11 protein-coding genes and 1 pseudogene are annotated in these 18,255 nt (G+C 55.7%); all 12 read right to left on the bottom strand.

From position 1 onward, the window contains the following. Positions 1-132: 132 nt before the first annotated feature. Positions 133-1,080, bottom strand: a complete 948-nt coding sequence (locus ACZ481_RS21620; RefSeq protein ID WP_464767399.1) for an NTP transferase domain-containing protein — start codon at positions 1,078-1,080, stop codon at positions 133-135. Positions 1,081-1,223: 143 nt separating this feature from the next. Further along, positions 1,224-2,612: a dihydropyrimidinase gene (gene hydA / locus ACZ481_RS21625; RefSeq protein WP_464767400.1), complete on the bottom strand. Its 1,389-nt coding sequence runs from the start codon at positions 2,610-2,612 to the stop codon at positions 1,224-1,226. Positions 2,613-2,706: 94 nt separating this feature from the next. Then, complete coding sequence (locus tag ACZ481_RS21630) at positions 2,707-4,014, bottom strand: nucleobase:cation symporter-2 family protein (protein WP_464770679.1); 1,308 nt, start codon at positions 4,012-4,014, stop codon at positions 2,707-2,709. Positions 4,015-4,581: 567 nt separating this feature from the next. Continuing rightward, positions 4,582-5,937 carry an 8-oxoguanine deaminase gene (locus ACZ481_RS21635; RefSeq protein WP_464767401.1) on the bottom strand — a complete coding sequence of 452 codons (1,356 nt, stop codon included), beginning with the start codon at positions 5,935-5,937 and terminating at the stop codon, positions 4,582-4,584. Between the two features lie 221 nt (positions 5,938-6,158). Continuing rightward, positions 6,159-7,487: a putative aminohydrolase SsnA gene (ssnA, locus tag ACZ481_RS21640; RefSeq protein WP_464767402.1), complete on the bottom strand. Its 1,329-nt coding sequence runs from the start codon at positions 7,485-7,487 to the stop codon at positions 6,159-6,161. A 13-nt stretch (positions 7,488-7,500) separates the two neighbouring features. Next, positions 7,501-10,611: a putative selenate reductase subunit YgfK gene (ygfK, locus tag ACZ481_RS21645; RefSeq protein ID WP_464767403.1), complete on the bottom strand. Its 3,111-nt coding sequence runs from the start codon at positions 10,609-10,611 to the stop codon at positions 7,501-7,503. Positions 10,612-10,636: 25 nt separating this feature from the next. After that, positions 10,637-10,774, bottom strand: a pseudogene (locus tag ACZ481_RS21650) (Rid family hydrolase); the annotation flags it as partial. 8 nt (positions 10,775-10,782) lie between these two features. Further along, a complete protein-coding gene (xdh, locus tag ACZ481_RS21655) occupies positions 10,783-13,338 on the bottom strand; it encodes a selenium-dependent xanthine dehydrogenase (protein ID WP_464767404.1) in 2,556 nt (851 codons plus the stop codon). Positions 13,339-13,398: 60 nt separating this feature from the next. Beyond that, the gene (locus ACZ481_RS21660; protein WP_464770680.1) at positions 13,399-14,712 is read right to left on the bottom strand and encodes a nucleobase:cation symporter-2 family protein; all 1,314 of its coding nucleotides are present in this window, start codon (positions 14,710-14,712) and stop codon (positions 13,399-13,401) included. A 242-nt stretch (positions 14,713-14,954) separates the two neighbouring features. Next, entirely contained in the window at positions 14,955-15,905 is a 951-nt protein-coding gene (gene arcC / locus ACZ481_RS21665; RefSeq protein ID WP_464767405.1) for a carbamate kinase, read from the bottom strand. Between the two features lie 2 nt (positions 15,906-15,907). Then, on the bottom strand, positions 15,908-16,912 hold the full coding sequence (locus ACZ481_RS21670) for an ornithine carbamoyltransferase (RefSeq protein ID WP_464767406.1): 1,005 nt from the start codon (positions 16,910-16,912) through the stop codon (positions 15,908-15,910). 80 nt (positions 16,913-16,992) lie between these two features. Beyond that, a complete protein-coding gene (locus ACZ481_RS21675; RefSeq protein WP_464767407.1) occupies positions 16,993-18,234 on the bottom strand; it encodes a YgeY family selenium metabolism-linked hydrolase in 1,242 nt (413 codons plus the stop codon). Between the last annotated feature and the right edge of the window lie 21 nt (positions 18,235-18,255).

Below are 18,255 nucleotides of genomic sequence, written 5' to 3' on the forward strand. Positions count from 1 at the left end.
AAACCATTATAAAATGGAGACTGATTTTTCGGCAAATTCTTTGTCAAAAGAACTTGCGCCAGCGCCAAACCAGATGAAACACGGGGACAGGGATATTGTTTTCAGGCAATTGTGCCGGGAAAAGGAACTTTCTTATAGAAACGTGCGGTTCATAAACCATCTGTCAAACTCATTTTTTGCATACTGCCGCACGTTTTGTTCAAACTGCTGGAACTTTGCCAGGAATTGAGCGCCTTCCGTGGTCAAGTACGTCTTCCCGCCATTACTGCCGCCATGTTTTCTTGCCACCACGGCATAGCCTAACGCCTGTTCCAGCTGGTTGATCATATTCCAGGCCTTACTATAAGACAGGGCAATATGCCGGCAGGCGCTGCGGACCGAGTGGGTATCCTGAATCAAGATTAAAAGCAGCTTGGTGCGTGAGTTAAAAAACAGGGATTCATGTTCAATGCTTATGCGCAAAAACGGGTGAAGAAGCTGTTGGTTGTGTTTCTGCAGCAGTACATCCCGGCGGCCAATATCATCTATAGTGAGGCGAATTCCTTCATCGTCTGTATCCAGCCGGCAGTTCGCAATGCCAAGATTTTGTATGGCTCCCCCCATTCCCCTGTCACCGTCATAGGCTAAAAGGCGCGGAATCAGTTCGTTGGCAAGCAGGAGAGGATGGCCGGGTTTTCCCTGATAAAACGGTAAAACTACCTTTTCCCGGCAGGCCAGCATTCGCTGCAGGGTTGCCGGCGTAAACAGCGCAGTCGTAACCGGGCTGAACAGGACCTGCTCGCATTTGTTGCGGAGAAACGACAGACCAATTTTAGCCGAATCGAACATTGGGGAAGTTTCATAGTGTTCATTGCGTAAAAAGATAACCCCGTAATCAGCTAAATCATGTTCGATCTCTTCCGCTTTGTAGCCGGTAATGACTACAATCGGTGAAATGCCGGCTTGCTGAAAGGTTAATACGATCCTTTTTACTACGGTGATCGAGCCAATTTTTACTAGCGGACTCAGAACCCTGGGGTCTGTTTTTTTGCCGGCAGCAACAATGATACCGCCGGTTGTTTTGTTTTCCTTTGCTTCCATATCTCTACCTCTTACCAGTGTCTTGGCCATGTTTATATTGTAAAAGCTAATGTGGCCAAGACACTCGGGCATTGTCAAGTTTTGCAGGCGCTTGTTCAGTGGACTCACAGGAGCGCTGTTCCTTATCAGGCTCAGCGGCGGGCTTATAGTCCGCCCGGAGCAAATGGTTTACGGAAGAGGTAGCGGCCCTGGGGCTTCGCTGCCGCCACCCCGTCTTTCACTACCTGCCGGCCACGCAGGAAAACGTGAATGGCCTGGCCTTGCTGCATCATGCCTTCATAGGGACTGTAATCCACGTTGTGCGCGTGCGCAGCCGCCCCAATGATCAAGCGGCGATTTTCGTCCCAGAGCACTAAATCGGCATGGCACCCCGGAGCAATGGTGCCTTTTTGGGGATAAAGCCCAAAAAGCCTGGCCGGCTTGGTGGCCACTTTGTCAACAAACTGGGTGAGGCTTAGCTTGCCCTCTTTGACACCATAGGTGTACAACAGCCCCAGACGGTGCTCCACACCGGGAATGCCATTGGGAATCTGGCTGAAGTCTTCCCGCCCCCGGTCTTTCTGACCGCGAAAATTAAACGAGCAGTGATCGGTGGCGACAGTATCCAGAATACCTGTTCTCAGCCCGTTCCATAAACCGGCTTGGTTTTCCCTGGCTCTGAGCGGCGGTGACATGACGAATTTTGCACAGGCAAAAGTAGGGTCCTGATAGACACTGTCATCCAGCACTAAATACTGGGGGCAGGTTTCAGCAAACACCCTGACACCCCGGGCTTTGGCCTGCGCTACCGTTGCCAGGGCCTCCCGGCAGCTTAGGTGGACAACATATACCGGCGCGTCTGCCATCTCGGCCAGCACTGTCAAGCGGTTAACGGCTTCCTGCTCCACCCGGGACGGCCGGGATAAAGGATGAAAAGAAGGCGCAGTTTTGCCCTGCCGGCGCAACTGCCTGGTCAGATTATCGACAATATCGCCATTCTCACAGTGCACACAGGTGAGAATTCCGCAGTCGCGGCTCTGTTCCAGCACCTGAAACAGGACACTGTCGTCAACCTGCAGGCTATGTTTATAAGCCATGTAGAGCTTGACGGAAGTTATGCCGGCCTCCTGGCTGAGCCACGGCAGTTCCCGGGAAACCTGTTCATTCCAGTCGGTAATCGCCATATGAAACCCGTAGTCGGTGTAGCAGTTGCCGCTGGCCCGCCGCTGCCAGTTGGCCAGGCCCTGCTGCAGTGTCTCCCCTTTACCTTGCGTGGCGTAGTCAATAACGGTGGTAGTGCCACCCAGGACAGCGGCCCGGGTGCCGCTGCTAAAGTCATCGGCCGTAGACATGGTGCCAACAGGCAGATCAAAATGAGTATGGGCATCAATGCCGCCCGGGAATATATAATAGCCCTCTGCCGCCAATACGGTATCGCCGGCCTGCGCCAGCTGACTGCCAACAGCGGCGACAAGCTCCCCCTCAATGCGGATGTCGGCCTGATAACAGTCAGTGCCGGTAACAATCGTGCCGCCGCGTAGAATAATCCCCACAAAAATCTCTCCTTGCTGTATAACCAGCGTTAATCCGGTGCCGCCCAGGGCACCAGGCGACGCTACAGCCAGTCAGGCTGTTCCCTGTTTGCTTCTAGCTGTCGCTCGAAACTCCTTTCCCGGCGGCAACATCATTTGTTGCCATGTTGCCGTTCAGGACAAGGTTGAGAAGAATAGCGGCCAGGCTGCCGGCGGTAATCCCGCTGTGCAAAATTACCTGCAGCCAGTTAGGGAAGCCGTGATAGAATTGAGGGACTGCCAGGGTAATCATCCCGATGCCGATACTGATGCCTACCACCATAATATTATGCGTGCCGTCGAAGCTGACCTTGGACAAAGTCTTGATGCCGCTGGCCGCCACCATGCCAAACATAACGATGCCGGCTCCGCCCAGCACCGGATGCGGTATGGCCGCGATTACCGCCGCCAGCTTGGGTACAAGGCCCAGGGCAATTAAAATGGCGCCGGCCGCCGCCACGACAAACCGGCTTTTTACGCGGGTCAGACCGACCAGGCCCACATTTTGCGCGAAAGCGGTATAGGGGAAACTGTTGAGAATCCCGCCCAGCGTGGTCGAGAAGCCGTCGGCCCGCAGGCATCTGGCCAAATCTTCCTGCTCAATGGGTTTTTCAATAATTTCACCAATGGCGATACAGTCACCGGTAGTCTCAGTCATAACGACCAGCATAACCAGCACCATGGCTGCGATGGAGGCAGCATCAAAAGTGGGCAGTCCAAACCAGAAGGGAGTGGTAATACCAAGCCAGTTGGCCGTGCCCACCGGACTGAAGTTGACCATTCCCAGGGGCATGGCGATAACCGTACCGCAGATCAGGCCTAAAAGCACGGCAATATTACTTAAGAAACCGGTAAAGTACTTATAGAAAAACAAGACAAGGAGCATAACCACAAAGGCCAGGACAATGTTCTCCGCACTGGCAAAATTAGGAGCCGACGGATTGCCGCCGGCCGCCCACATGACGGCAACAGGCATCAGGGTAACCCCGATTATTGTAATAATGGTACCGGTGACGACGGGCGGGAAAAACCGGATCAGTTTGCTGAAATAAGGGGCTACCAGGTAGGTGATAATCCCGGCGACGATAATGGCCCCATAGATTGCGGTCATGCCATGGGTCTTGCCGATGATGATCATGGGGGTTACGGCCGCAAAGGTGACACCCTGAATCATGGGAATCCGGATACCCATATTGCCAAAACCCAGCGTCTGAATCAGAGTGGCAATCCCACAGGTAAACAAATCGGCATTAATGAGGAAAATCAGCTGCTCTTGGGTCAGGCCAATGGCATTGGCAATAATGAGCGGAACGGCAACCGCACCGGCATACATGGCCAGTACATGCTGCAGACCGTAAATAAACAGTTGCCCTGCTGGCAGCATTTCATCAACCGGATGACGCGTATTCTCTGTCACTTTAACATCCCCTCGCGTTAGTTTTCAAGTGGTTGCTCCCATTTTATTCGCGTGGACGGGCCTAGGCTGCGGACGGCATTGCTCAGCTCCTTTCAGAAAAATTTTCATCGCTATACTTATCAGTATCGTGCAAAAATCATGCCAAAAAAGCACTTAGGTAACCGGAAACAATTTGTTGCCGGCCGGCAATCGCCGCCCGGCATAGGCCATATAAAGCCTGGACGGTTAAATAACAATATTGTATTTACCATAACATTCTAAATAATCAATCTAAATTGACTGAACACAGCTGCATAATGCCTTATCAAATTGATAAATTCTATCAATTTGATAAGGCATTATGCTTACCATCCTATTTAATTCCATTTCCTAAGGCCAGCGATCTTATTGCGCTTACATTCTTCACCGTCAATTTATATTTCTATCAAAATGATAATTTTAAATTCACCAAATTACCATACAAAACGCTCCCGCTCTAGCGGGCAATGGGGCTCCCGGACTAAATGCCCTGCAGCTGTTAAAAACCTCGTCCTCTCAGACGCCAAGCAGTTTGCAAACCAGATCATTGGCACGGGCGGCCATTCTTTCTTCATCTATCTGGCAAAGCCGGCCGTCCTTTACTACCACCTTGCCGTTTACCAGGGTATACGCCGCCGGCCGGGCCACGCCCACGGTGCCTGGCAGGGATTTAGGGTCAAACTGCGCCCCGACATATTCGAGGCTATTGCCCTGAATCATAAATAAGTCAGCCGCCTTGCCGACTTCCAAACTGCCGATATCCGTTCTTCCCAGTATTGCGGCGCTGCCGCGGGTAGCCATTTTTAGCAGGTCATAAGCGCTTGGCGCCTTGGCGCTGGTATTCAGGCGGTGTAACAGGTAGGCGGCGCGTATTTCTCCCAGGAGATTGGAGCCGTCATTGCTGGCGCTGCCATCCACTGCCAGCCCCACTGGCACACCCAATTCGAGCATCCGGGGAATCCGGGCAATGCCGGAAGACAGCTTCTGGTTGGAAACCGGGCAGTGGGCGACACCGGTCTTGGTCCTGGCCAGCAGTTGCAATTCCTGTTCATTAAAGTGAATGCCATGGGCAAACCAAACATCGGCGCCAAGCCATCCCAGGCTCTCCATATACGCCAGCGGCCGTAAGTTAAAGTGCTGCAGGCAGTATTCTTCTTCATCCCGTGTCTCGGCCAAATGAGTGTGAAGTCGTACCTTCTTCGCCCTGGCCAGGTCTGCCGTCGCTTTCAGCAGATCAGCGGTAACGCTGAAGGGCGAACAGGGGGCGAGCGCAACCTGCCGCATCGAGTAACGGCTGTCATCATGATACAGGTCGATCAGCCGTTCACTGTCATCTAAAATTTCGTCCAAAGTCTGTACCAGGTCATCGGGCGGCAGACCGCCGCTGCTGCGGCCTCTGGACATACTGCCGCGGGAGGCATGGAAACGGATACCCAGTTGCTCAGCCGCCATAAATTGCTGATCAATAAACTGGCGGGAGCCGGTGTTAGGAAAGACGTAGTGATGATCAAAACAGGTCGTGCAACCGTACTTCAGCAGTTCCCCCAGGCCGGCGCTGGCGCTGTAATAGATGCTTTCCGGCGTCAGTCCCCGCCATATTTCATATAATGTCCGCAACCAGGAAAACAGTTCCAGGTTCTGCACCTGCGGCAAATTCCGGGTAAACGTCTGGTACAGATGATGGTGGGTATTAATCAAGCCCGGATAAACAATCATGCCGGCGGCCTGGATTACTTCCGCCGCCGCCGGACTCGCCGGCCCCAGATATTCAATATGGTTATCCCGGATAAAAATATTCTGATTTTCCAGCACTCTATCGGCGGCGTCCAGCGTGACGATGGCAGCGGCATTTTTTATTAGCAGGGTTGACATTCGCAGGGCCCCCTTTTTTTAACAGAACAACGCAGCTAGGCGGCTAACATGATCCGACAGCTAACCTGCAGGTTGTCTGCTTAATATCATGCCTGGGAAAGCTCCCGGTTCGCACTTCGGCCGGCTCTTGCGGGGAAAGAATGCAGCAGCGGCAGTGAACCGGACATACCCGGCCCACTGCCGCAATCCGCTCTGGGATCAGCTGCGGCCGCAGTATTGCCTTACGGCAGCTTATCCATAGTATCCCACAGGCGCTGCGCGACCTTGCGGGCCTGATCATAAATTGGTCTGACAGCAAAGGGAAATTGCCGGTTTTCCAGCACGATTTTGCCGTTGATGATAACGTCGGTCACATCCCGGGAGTCCAGGCCAAAGGCAATATGGCCACCGATATTGCCCGGTACCAGCGGCGTGGGCGCCTGGTAATCAAGCACGGCCAGGTCGGCTTTGCAGCCGGGAGCCACCCGGCCGAAATCAGCGGCAAAGTACCGTTTTAAAAGCGCATTGCCATTATGCAGGAACGTAAGATAGCTGTCAGGCCACAGGGGACCGCCGGCGTCTTTATGCTTGAAGTAGGCAAACCTCATTTCCTCCCACATGTCGCTGCCCATGCCGTCCGTCCCCAGCACGAGGTTGTTGTACAGGGGCAGTTTCGGGCTGTAGCCAACGGCATTGTTCATGTTGGAACGGGCGTTATGCGCCAGAAAGGCGTCGGCGTCATTAATAATCCCAATATCCTGGTCGGACAGGTATACACCGTGCACCAACAGCGCCTTGTCATTGATCAAGCCAAATTCCTGCAGGCGGACGATTACGTCTTTGCCGTACAGATGATGGCTGTGAGACACATCATAGCGGTCCTCGGCCACGTGCACATGAATGCCCCGCCCTGTCGCCTGCACGGCGTCCCGCATCAGTTCCAGGGCGGCGTCAGGCATCGTTACCGGGGCGTGACCGCCAATCATGGCCTCTACCAGGTGATTGCCGCCGGTCGCCGCTTTGTCGGCTTCACATAGTTCGGCAAAATCAACGTTCTCCTGTACGCCGGCCTCGACTTCCCGCCGGCCCCCATTGCGGTCGGTGGTTTCATAACAGGTAATGCCGCGCAGACCGGTTTCCTCAAACGCCTGTTTCAGGGTTTTGAGCGAACCCTTAATGAAGGCCGGCGAGGCATGGTGGTCAATAACCGCCGTAGTACCGCAGCGGATGGCTTCCAGGGAACACACCAGACCGCTGTAATAAAGAATTTCTTCGTCAATGGCCAGATCCAGCCGCCACCACAAATTTTTCAGCACCGACACAAAGTCGGGGCTGGGGGCAATACGGGCGGTAATGCCTCTGGCCAGGCCGGAATAAAAGTGATTGTGGCTGCAGACAATGCCTGGCATCACAATTTTGCCCCCCAGGTCAAGCACGCGGTCGGCCTCAATACCGGCGGCGGCGCCCGCACCGGCAGCAATGATTTTGCTGCCGTCGACGACAATATCCACGCCGGGCCGGATCGAAGCCGGGTAAAATTCGACAACAGTGGCGTTTTTCAGTACCAGCACAATAATTCCTCCCCTATTCCGCTACCGGGCCAAATAAGGCCGGCCGCCTAGTGTACAGGTAATTAAATATCGCTGCCACCTGGTCGAAAGCAGGATCGCCAGTTGGACCAAGCTGTCCGTTTTGCAAGGCATGGGCCGTCACCACACCCCCGGCTCGCAGCATTACGGTATTACCCTCCACCAGGAAGCCGTTGTTTTGACTAGCGTCGAAGTCGTCGCGGCGGCTGAATACGGTAAGCTTATCGGTGAAGGGGCGGCCTTCCCACGGGCAAAAGCCCGCACAGTTGCCGCATTCGTTGCAGAACGCGTCAAGGTGAATGATCTGACTATAATTGGCGCCGCCAGGCGCCACCGGAATCGGCAGATTGGCACGGTTCGGGCAGACTTCCACACATTTATTGCAGACATAGCTGCACTCCAGGCAGCGGCTGTATTCCCTGTCGCCGGTTGCCGCGTCAACCTGGCCCGGGCCTTCGGCCGTCAGGCTAGCCGCGCCCCGCAGGCCGCATTTTTTGGCCGTAATTTCCTGAACCTGCTCACACCGGGCCCGGGCGGGTGCCGCGGCGGTGCGCAAAAAGCCGGGAACTTCCCGTTCACAAATCGCGTCTGCGGCGCTCCGGCCGTCGGCTATGCACCTGACAATGGAGGAAGCGCCTTGCCGGGCATCGCCGGCTATATATACATTGTCGATATTCGTGACTTGCCGGGCCGCTGTGGTAATGCCCAGTGTGGCCAGCAAAGCCGCGTTGATATCTTCGCCGATCGCGAGGATAATGGTATCGGCGGCAAAGGTCTTGTACTCGCCGGTAGGCTCGCTGCGGCGGCGGCCGCCGGCGTCAGGCCGGCCGGGCCGCATAATCTGGCAGACAAGCCGGCCGGCAGCGTCGATTTTCTCTGGCTTGACCAGGAAATGAAAAGCCACCTGATCAGCCAGGGCCAGTTCGTATTCGGCACGATCGGCCGGCATTTCTTGCCGCGAGCGGCGGTAGACAATGGAACTTGCTTCGACACCCGGCACCCGGAGCGAGGTGCGGCTGGCGTCCATAGCGGTGTTGCCGGCCCCGATGGTAATAACCTGTTTGCCTAATTGGAGGGCTGACGCATCTTTATTGAATTGGGCCAGAAACTGCAGGGCCGGAATGATTTGCGGTTCTTTACCGCCGGCGGCGGTAAGGGTAAAGGGTTTCTCCGCGCCGGCGCCGACAGCGACGACGACATACTTGTACCCTTGTTGTTTGAGCTCGGCCGGTGTGAGCCCGGGGCGGGAATTAAATACAAACTCGACGCCATGGTCCTGGATAAATTGAATGTCATTGTCAATGGTCTCCCGGCTGATCCGGAAATGCGGAATAACGTGCTTCACGGTGCCGCCGGCGCTCGCGCGGGTTTCGTACACGGTCACGCCGATGCCCTGGCGGGCCAAAAAGAAAGCGGCGGCCAGACCGGCCGGGCCGGCCCCCATTACGGCCACTTTTAAGCCGTTCTGGCGTGTAGGCACTACATATTGCCGGCGGTATTCCTCCCCGCCCTGTTCCACCGCCAGCCGCTTGACCTCACGGATTTGTACACAGCCTTCATAATCCAGCCGGGTACAATTATGCTGGCAGGCATGATCGCAGATGGCACCGGTAATCCCCGGCAGGGCATTTTTTTCATAAATAAGCGCCAGCGCCTCGGCATAGCGCTTGTGCCCGACAAGCCGGATGTACTCGGGAATATCCTGACTGATGGGACAGGCCGTCTTACAGGGCGCAACTGCACAGTCCAGGAGCGGCAGCGGCCCTTGAACCGCGGCTTTACGGAAACCCCGGAAATGTTTTTGCGAATAGTGGGCCGTCAGGGCTTTTTCAGCCAACGCTTGCAGCCCGGCAATGTCAATTTTGACCCTTTCCCAGCCCGGCGCGGTCTCCAGTCTCGCGGCAATGGCCGCCAGGCGGGCATAGCCGCCGGGCTTTAAGAGATCGGTAGCCAGCGTGACCGGTTTGATGCCTGTGGCAAATACGTCGGTCACATTGTGTTCGGTAATCCCGCCGGAGAAGGAAATCGGCATTTCCCCCTGAAACTCGGCCGACAGTTTGGCCGCCAGAGTAATGGACAGCGGGAACAGGGCCCGGCCGGACATGTACATTTCGCCGCCTGGCAGCTTGCCTTTAAAATTGACCGATCCTAAGGTATTCGTCAGCTTAACGCCCAAGAAACGCCCGTGGGCGGCCGCCAGTTGCCTGAGCCTTGTCAGCATGGGAACGGCGTCAGTATACTGCAGGTCATGCTGAAAGGATTCTGCCGCCAGTTCGACATAGTCAAAACCGGTTTTATCGAATATGGCGCGCACACCCTCGTAAGTTAGCAGGGTAGGATTCAGCTTCACGTACATGTCAAGCTTTTTCTCAGTCAGCAAATAACCGCAGATTCGCTCGATTTCGGCCGGCGGACAGCCGTGCATGGTCGACAGGGTAATCGACTGGCAGACCTGGCCGGAAATGCGTTCCGTTATCCCGGCCAGCCGCGGCAGCCGTTCTTCCAGGCCGGTGCCCCGGAGGAAGCCGCCCTCCCCAAGCCGTGCCGCCAATTCCGCCAGGCATTGTTTAAAATACGGGTGCTGCGAAGCGTCCCGCAGATTATTTAAGTAGGCATCCATGCGCGGCGACTGAATGCCGGCCAGGTTATAACCGGCGCTCATATTAAAGATAAAGGAACGCCGGCCGCTTTGGCTAAGGCCGAAAACCTCCTCGACCAGGTGCAAAAGCACCCAGGCTTTGATGTACTCCTCATACGCTTTTTCCACCGTGAACTCGCTGGACCACTCGGTGTTGAAGCCTTCGTCGTCGGCGTCAATGCAGGGTTTGGCGACAGGCGGCTCATGTTCCTGCACGGTTTTCAACTCAATAAAACGGGCGCCGGCCAGGTACGCCACCACAATATTCTGGGCTAACTGGGTATGGGGCCCGGCAGCGGGGCCTACGGCCGTCTCAATGGTTTCGCCAAACAGGGCAAAGGTCTGCCGGTTCTTCTTATGGAAAAAATGGCAGGAAGGATAGCCAAAGACAGAGCGATCGGCTGCATATTCTTCAAAAATCCGCGCAATAAGCTGGGGCAGGGGAACTGGTCTCATTAAGTCTCCCATTTGTCATTCCTCCCGGTTATGTTCGTTATTGGCAGAGGGCAACGGCTTCTATTTCCACCAGGGCGTCCTTGGGCAGGCGGGCTACCTCCACGCAGGCCCGGGCGGGGAATTCGCCGGTAAAATATTGGGCATACACCGCATTGACGGCGGCAAAGTCGTCCAAAAATTATATCATTTTTTCCGGCTGTAGGGCGTCTCCTGCAGCGGTAAATCGCTGCGGACTTTGCCGTCCAGCCTAAGGTACGCGGCGGCTACGGCCGGAGCGGTGGGAACCGAGGTGATTTCGCCGACGCCTTTGGCCCCATAGGCCAGTTCGGCTTGGTTCTTTTCGATGATGATACTTTGTATTGCCGGGATATTGCCGGCCCGGAAGAGGCCTAACGTGCCGAATTTAACCTGGGGAATGCCGGCCTGAAGCGGAAAGTCTTCGGTCAGCGCATAGCCCAGGCCCATAACCACACCGCCTTCAATCTGACCTTCCACCCCCAGCGGGTTAATGGCTTTGCCGACATCATGGGCGGCAACCACTTGAAGCAGCTTGCCGGCTGCGTCGACAATGACAACCTGGCTGGCATAGCCATAGGCGACATGGCTGACCGGGTTGGGTTTGTCAGAGCCCATGGGGTCGGTTATCCCTGAGTATTCGCCGTAAAATTCGCGGCCTTCCAGTTCAGACAGGGAGGCTGCCGCCAGGGCTGCTTTAAGCTTCAGGCCCGCCTGGCGGGTGGCCTCGCCGGTAAATACCGTCTGCCGGGAGGCGGTGGTGGTGCCGGAGTCGGGGGTGAGGCTGGTATCCGGGGCAACGGCCGCTATCCGGGAAGCATCCAGGCCTGTCGTTTCCGCTACAATCTGGGTCATAACCGTGACCAAGCCCTGGCCGATACAGGCCGCCCCGGTAAGAATGACGACCTGGCCATTAGCAATTTTCAGCTTTACCCGGCCAATGTCCGGCAGTCCGACACCGATGCCGGCGTTTTTCATGGCACAGGCCAGACCGGCGTGAGGACTGGAGTCAAAAGCCGCTTTAACCGCCAGCAGCGTTTCTTTCAGTGCGGTGCCCTGATCGGTAATTTGGCCGTTAGGCAAGACCTGGCCGGGTTCGATGGCATTGCGCCAGCGTATTTCCCACTGGGACAGGCCTACCTGTTCGGCCAGCAGATTGATATTGGTTTCCATGGCGAAACAGGACTGGGTAACGCCAAAACCCCGGTAGGCGCCGGCGGGCGGATTATTGGTGTAGACACCCAGGCCGGTAATATCCACATTGGCGATCCGGTACGGCCCGGCGGCATGGGTGCAGGCCCGCTGCAACACCGGCCCGCCCAGTGAGGCATAGGCGCCGGTGTCGGCCAGAATCTCGGCTTTCATGGCCGTAATAACGCCATGTTCGTCACAGGCCGTAACAAACTCCATTTCCATGGCATGGCGCTTGGGATGGACAAAAAGGCTCTCCTGCCGGCTCAGCGTATGTTTCACCGGCTGTTTGGCATGCCAGGCCAACAGCGCGGCATGATGCTGCACGGATAAATCTTCTTTGCCGCCAAAGCCGCCGCCCACCATTTTGCTGACAATGCGAACGTCGGTTTCCGCCACTCCCAGCAGGGAAACAATGCCATGATGATCATCGTAGACGTTCTGCCCGGCCGTATACACTGTCAGGGTGCCGTCCGGCTGGGGAACGGCCAGGGCGCTTTCCGGCTCCAGAAAGGCATGCTCGGTAAACGGCGTGGTGTAACGCTGACGGACAACATGCCTGGCCACGGCAATGGCGGCGTCGGCGTCGCCGCGTTTCAACACGGTTTTGGCCAGCAGGTTCCCTTGGGGGTGAAGCGGCGGCGCATCGTTAGCCAGCGCCTGCCGGGGCGAGACCAGCGGCGGCAGTTCCTCGTACTCCACGCGAATTAGTTTGACGGCCGCCTGGGCGATTTCTTTGCTGGCGGCAGCCACAGCCGCCAGGGCGTCGCCGATATAGCGGGTTTTCTCCCCCTCCGCGATAAAGGCCGGCCAGTCGGGAATAATGTGTCCCTGATGGCGGCGCCCGGGAATATCCCTGGCGGTGATGACGGCTGCGACGCCGGCGAGCTCCAGGGCGGGGGAGATATCAATGCGTTTGATCAGCGCCCGCGGGCTCGGGGCCCGTAAAATGGCGGCGTGCAGCATGCCGGCCACATACATGTCGTCCACGTATTCAGCCAAGCCCAGTACTTTGTCACGGGCATCAATGCGCGGCATTCTGTCGCCCACTTTATAGTCACTCTCCGCCGGCGGCGTAAAGCCTTCCCGCAGGGCTTTGGCGGCCTGCAGCACGGCCTGCTCAATTTTTACATAGCCGGTACAACGGCAAATATTGCCGTGCAGCGCTTTTTTCACCTCGGCCGCGGTAGGACAGGCGGTTTTACCCAACAGCGCCTTGGCGCTGATTACCATGCCGGGGATGCAGAAGCCGCACTGTACGGCCCCGGCGGCGGCAAAAGCCCAGCTGTAAATATCTTTTTCCCGTGCGGACAAGCCTTCCACTGTGAGCAGGGTTTTGCCGGCGATTTTGGCCGTTGTCAGCACACAAGCCCGCACGGCCTTTCCCTCCAGCAGCACCATACACGCCCCGCAGGCGCCTTCGGCGCAGCCGTTTTTTACCGAGGTAAGCCGGGCAAAATCCCGCAGGTACACCAGCAGGTTTATGTCCGTGTCACAGACGGCCGGCTGACCGTTGAGTATAAAGCTGTACATACGTAATCCTCCTGTTCAGGACAGGTTTTGCTGCGACAAGCCTCTTAGAAAAACGCCCTTTCAGCAATGATGGCCGGCGGTTTCCGCCATTCCGCCGTCAGCCGCGGCTTTCTTGCCGCATTCATTAAAGAAATAATTGAGGACCAGCGCGCTGACACTGCCGGCGGTAATGCCGCTGTGGAGAATTAATTGGGCAAACTGCGGCAGCTTGTGATAAAAGCCGGGCGCAGCCAGCGGTATAAGACCAACCCCCAGGCTTACAGCCACTATCATGGCGTTATGATTGCCGTCAAATGACACTTTGGCCAGGGACCGGATGCCGCTGGTTGCCACCATGCCAAACATGGCAATGCCTGCACCGCCGAGTACCGGGTGGGGGATGGCGGCAACTACGGCGGCCGCTTTGGGAAATAAACCGAGCGCTCCCAGGATAAGCCCGGCCGCCACGACCACATAGCGGCTTTTAATACCGGATAAAGCCAGCAGGCCGACGTTTTGGGCAAAGGCGGAATGCGGGAAGGTATTCATGATACCGCCCAGCAAGGTGGAAAATGAATCGGCGCGCAGACCGCGGGCCAAATCGTCACTGGTTACCGGTTTGTCGACAATTTCGCCAACCGCAATAATGTCGCCGGTGGTTTCAGTCATGATGACCAGAAACACCAAGGTCATGGCAAAAATAGACGTTAGATCAAAGACCGGCAGGCCGAAAGCAAAGGGAGTAACAATGGCAATCCAGTCGGCGGCAGCTACCTGCGAGAAGTCGGCCATGCCCAGGGGAACAGCCAGCAGGGTGCCGGCCACCAGTCCCAGCAGGACGGCGATATTACTCCAAAAACCGGCCAACAGGCGGTACAGAACAATAACAATGGCCAGTACCGTAAAGGCCAGCGCGATATTGGAAAAGTCGGCAAAGTCCGCCGCCGCCGGATTCCCGCCCCCGGCCCAGCGCACGGCCACCGGCAGCAGCGACACGCCAATCAGGGTAATGATAGTACCGGTGACAACCTTGGGGAAAAAGCGGATCAGCTTACTGAAGTAGGGGCTGAGGAAATAGCCGATGATGCCGGCGGCGATCGTGCCGCCAAAAATTGCCGTCAGCCCGTGTGCTTTGCCTACCAGGACCATAGGCGCTACGGCGGCGAAGGATACTCCCTGCATAATAGGGCTCCGAATCCCCATATTCCCGATGCCCAGGGCCTGGATCAGCGTGGCGATCCCGCCCACCACCAGATCGCACTGAATGAGGTAAATCAGCTGGGCCTGCGGCAAGCCTAATGCATTGGCAATAATGAGCGGTACTGCCACTGCGCCGGCGTACATGGCCAGCACGTGCTGCAGTCCGTAGGTAAATAACTGTCCTTTGGGCAGCATTTCATCAACAGGAGCTACTTTGGTTTTCACTGGTGAGTTGCACCTCTTTTGCCAATATTCGCAATTTTAGTTGTGTGATCCTTACTTGTGAAATGTTTGCACTGCCTATACATCGTAAAGCGGCTGACGGCTTGCTGGTCACATGTCATAACCGCGGATTTTTCTATATCAATCAGTTGCTTTGCCAAACCATGCAAGGTATGGCAGAGATACTCCGGCACGGGAGTACCTCTGCCTTGCCTTTACAACATTACGTGAGTTCCCGTGTTTCCGGCCACCGCCGCTTCCAGCGACTCCGGATTGGTAATAATGGCTTTCCTGCCGCCATTCTCCAGAAAGCGGATGACAGCCTGGATCTTGGGCAGCATGCTGCCGGGCGCGAAATGGTTTTCCTTGACATATTCCTTCAATTCCGCCAGCGTGACTCTGTCCAGGGCTTTTTCGTCCGGCTGGCCGTAGTTTAAATACACTTTCGGCACCCCGGTGGAAATGATGAGTTCATCGGCCTTAACCGCAGCGGCCAGCAGACTGGCGGCAAAATCTTTGTCAATAACGGCATCGACACCGGTGAAGGTGCCGTCTTCCCGGCGGATGACCGGAATACCGCCGCCGCCGACGGCGATCATACAGTAGCCGTCCAGCGCCAGTTTATGGATGACCTCTTTTTCGACAATCTCAAGCGGCAGCGGCGAGGCCACTACCCGGCGGAAGCCCCGGCCGGCGTCGCTTACCATGACCCAGTCGGGATGCTCCTTTTGAATTTTTTCCGCCTGCTCCCGGGTATAGAAGGAGCCGATGGGCTTGGTCGGTTTTTGAAAAGCCGGGTCATTACCGTCCACCACTACCTGCGTAACCAGGGTGATGGCGGATTTGTCCAGGCCTCGTTGCTTAAATTCGTTATCCATAGCCTGCTGGATCTGGTAGCCGATGGCGCCCTGCGTATCGGCGCCGCAGGCCACCAGCGGCACGAAATGCATGCCGGCCACTTCGTTGGCAATTTCCGACCGCCGGAGAATAAAGCCGACCTGCGGTCCGTTGCCATGGGTAATGATGACCTCATACCCCTGCTCGATCATGCCGACAATATGCCTGGCCGTCTCGCAGACGGCAGCGTACTGGTCTTCTACCGTCTGGCGCGTGTTATCCCGGATTAAGGAATTGCCCCCAATAGCGATAACAGCTAATTTAGCCATGCTTATCGGCCGCCCATTAACAGGGTCATTACCGCCTTGGCAGTATGGAGGCGGTTTTCGGCTTCGTCGTACACGATGGAATGGGGACCGTCGATGACCGAATCTTCCACTTCATTGTTGCGGTCGGCCGGCAGGGCATGCATGTACATCACGTTTTTGTCGGCGGTAGCCATTTTGGCCTCGGTGCATTTCCAGGATCTTTGGGCTTTGAGTTTGTCGTCCACTACGGCCACGGCGCCGGCAGCGGCCACACCGGTCTGGTCGGTTACCCAGTTGCCCCAGTTTTTCGGAATTACGATATGAGCGCCGGCGTAAGCTTCGGCCTCATTATCGGTAACAGTGACCGAACCGCCGTATTTTTCGGCATTGGCCTTAGCCTGGGCAATTACCCAGTCAGGCAGTTCCCAGCCTTGCGGATGAGCCAGGACAACATCCATACCGTAGCGGGGGAACAGCAGCACCTGAGATACAGGCACGGAAATCGGCTTTTTGTGGCTTTCGGCATACGCCCAGATAATGGACACTTTGACCCGTTTTAAATCGCCGATTTTTTCTTTCATGGTCATGAGGTCGGCTAAGGCCTGGAACGGGTGATACAGATCGCATTGCAGGTTCATGATGGGCTTTGACGACCATTGGGCCATTTCGGTAAGGTATTTGTTGCCATAGCCCCAGTTGCAGTACCGGCAGGCAATGGCATGACCGAAACGGGACAGAATAATGGCGGTGTCTTTGGCGCTTTCCCCGTGGGCGATCTGCATGCTGCTGGAATCTAAAAAGCCGGCGTGGCCGCCGAGTTGGGCAAACCCGGCCTCCATGGAATTTCTGGTGCGGGTGGATTGCTCGAAAAACATTAAAAACATGGATTGATGCAGTAAATAGGGAGTGGGCACACCCATGGCAAACTTTTTCTTCAGGTCCAAAGAGACCTCAAGCATAGTATCTACTTCTTCTTTAGTAAAATCTTCCAGGTTGATAAAATGTCTTCCTCTGAAAATGGATTGCATTTGTAGATTCCTCCCTGATTTTTTCATAATTTATCTATTATTGTGGTATTACCATAAGGTAACTTAATTTAGCCGGAGCCTTATACCAGATTTTTCGTTTCTTTGGTCATTTTGTCCGCATATTTTTGTGTGTAGATGAGCGGAATAGCAGCATACATGGCGGCGCAGTCAACCAGTTCCTTCTTCCAGGTACGTTCGTTCGGCGCGTGGGCCTGATCTTCATGGCCGGGACCGAAACCGATGCAGGGAATGCCAAACCGCCCCATAATGGCAACGCCGTTGGTCGAAAAGGTCCATTTGTCCACTTGCGGCGCTTCTTTAAACAGGCCCTGGTAGGCATCCACCAGGGTATGACATACGGGATGCTCATTTGCAATCAGCCAGGTCGGGAAGTAGCATTCGGTCGGATATACCAGACCGGTATAAGCCGGCCGCTCATAGGTATACATGCTGACCTCGGCCTTGGCGGCTTGGACTGACGGCAGATTCTTAATTTGCTGGATGGCATACTGACCGGTTTCGCCGGCCGTTAAGCGCCGGTCGATGGAAATCCAGCAGCTGTCGGCTACGGCGCAGCGGGAGGGCGAGGTATGGAAGATTTCCGATACCGCCAGACTGCCTTTGCCCAAAAAGTCATGATCCATAAGGTTTTCGTGCAGGGCCTTTAAATCACTTAGGATGGGACCCATTTTATAGATGGCGTTATCGCCCCGTTCCGGGGCCGAGCCATGGCAGCTTACACCGGTGGTTTTCACCTTGATCTCCATCCGGCCCCGCTGGCCCCGGTAAATTTTGCCGTCGGTCGGCTCAGTGCTGACTACAAATTCGGGCTTAAGCTTATCTTCCTGAATAATGTACTGCCAGCAGAGGCCGTCACAGTCTTCTTCCTGGACCGAGCCGACCATGACCAGGGTATAGTCGTCTTCCAGCCCGAGCTCTTTAATAATTTTGCCGGCATACACCATGGAAGCCATGCCGCCTTCCTGGTCGCTGGCGCCCCGGCCAATAATGATTTCATCATCCTCATAGCCCTGGTACGGATCGTATTGCCAGTTTTCCGGATTACCGACACCCACGGTGTCAATATGGGCATCCATGGCGATAATATGTTGGCCCTGGCCGATATAGCCCAGAATGTTGCCCATCGGATCAATTTCCACTTTGTCAAAGCCGACTTTTTCCATTTCTTCTTTAATCCGCAGGATAACCTGTTCCTCCTGACAGCTTTCGCTGGGGATAGCAATCATATCGCGCAGGAATTTACTGATGTCCGGTTCATACTTTTTCGCCAGTTCCAGGATTTTTTCAAATTCCAGTTTCAAGGTGATGACCCCTTTCGTTTT

It is taken from the genome of Sporomusa intestinalis (genome assembly GCF_055383785.1).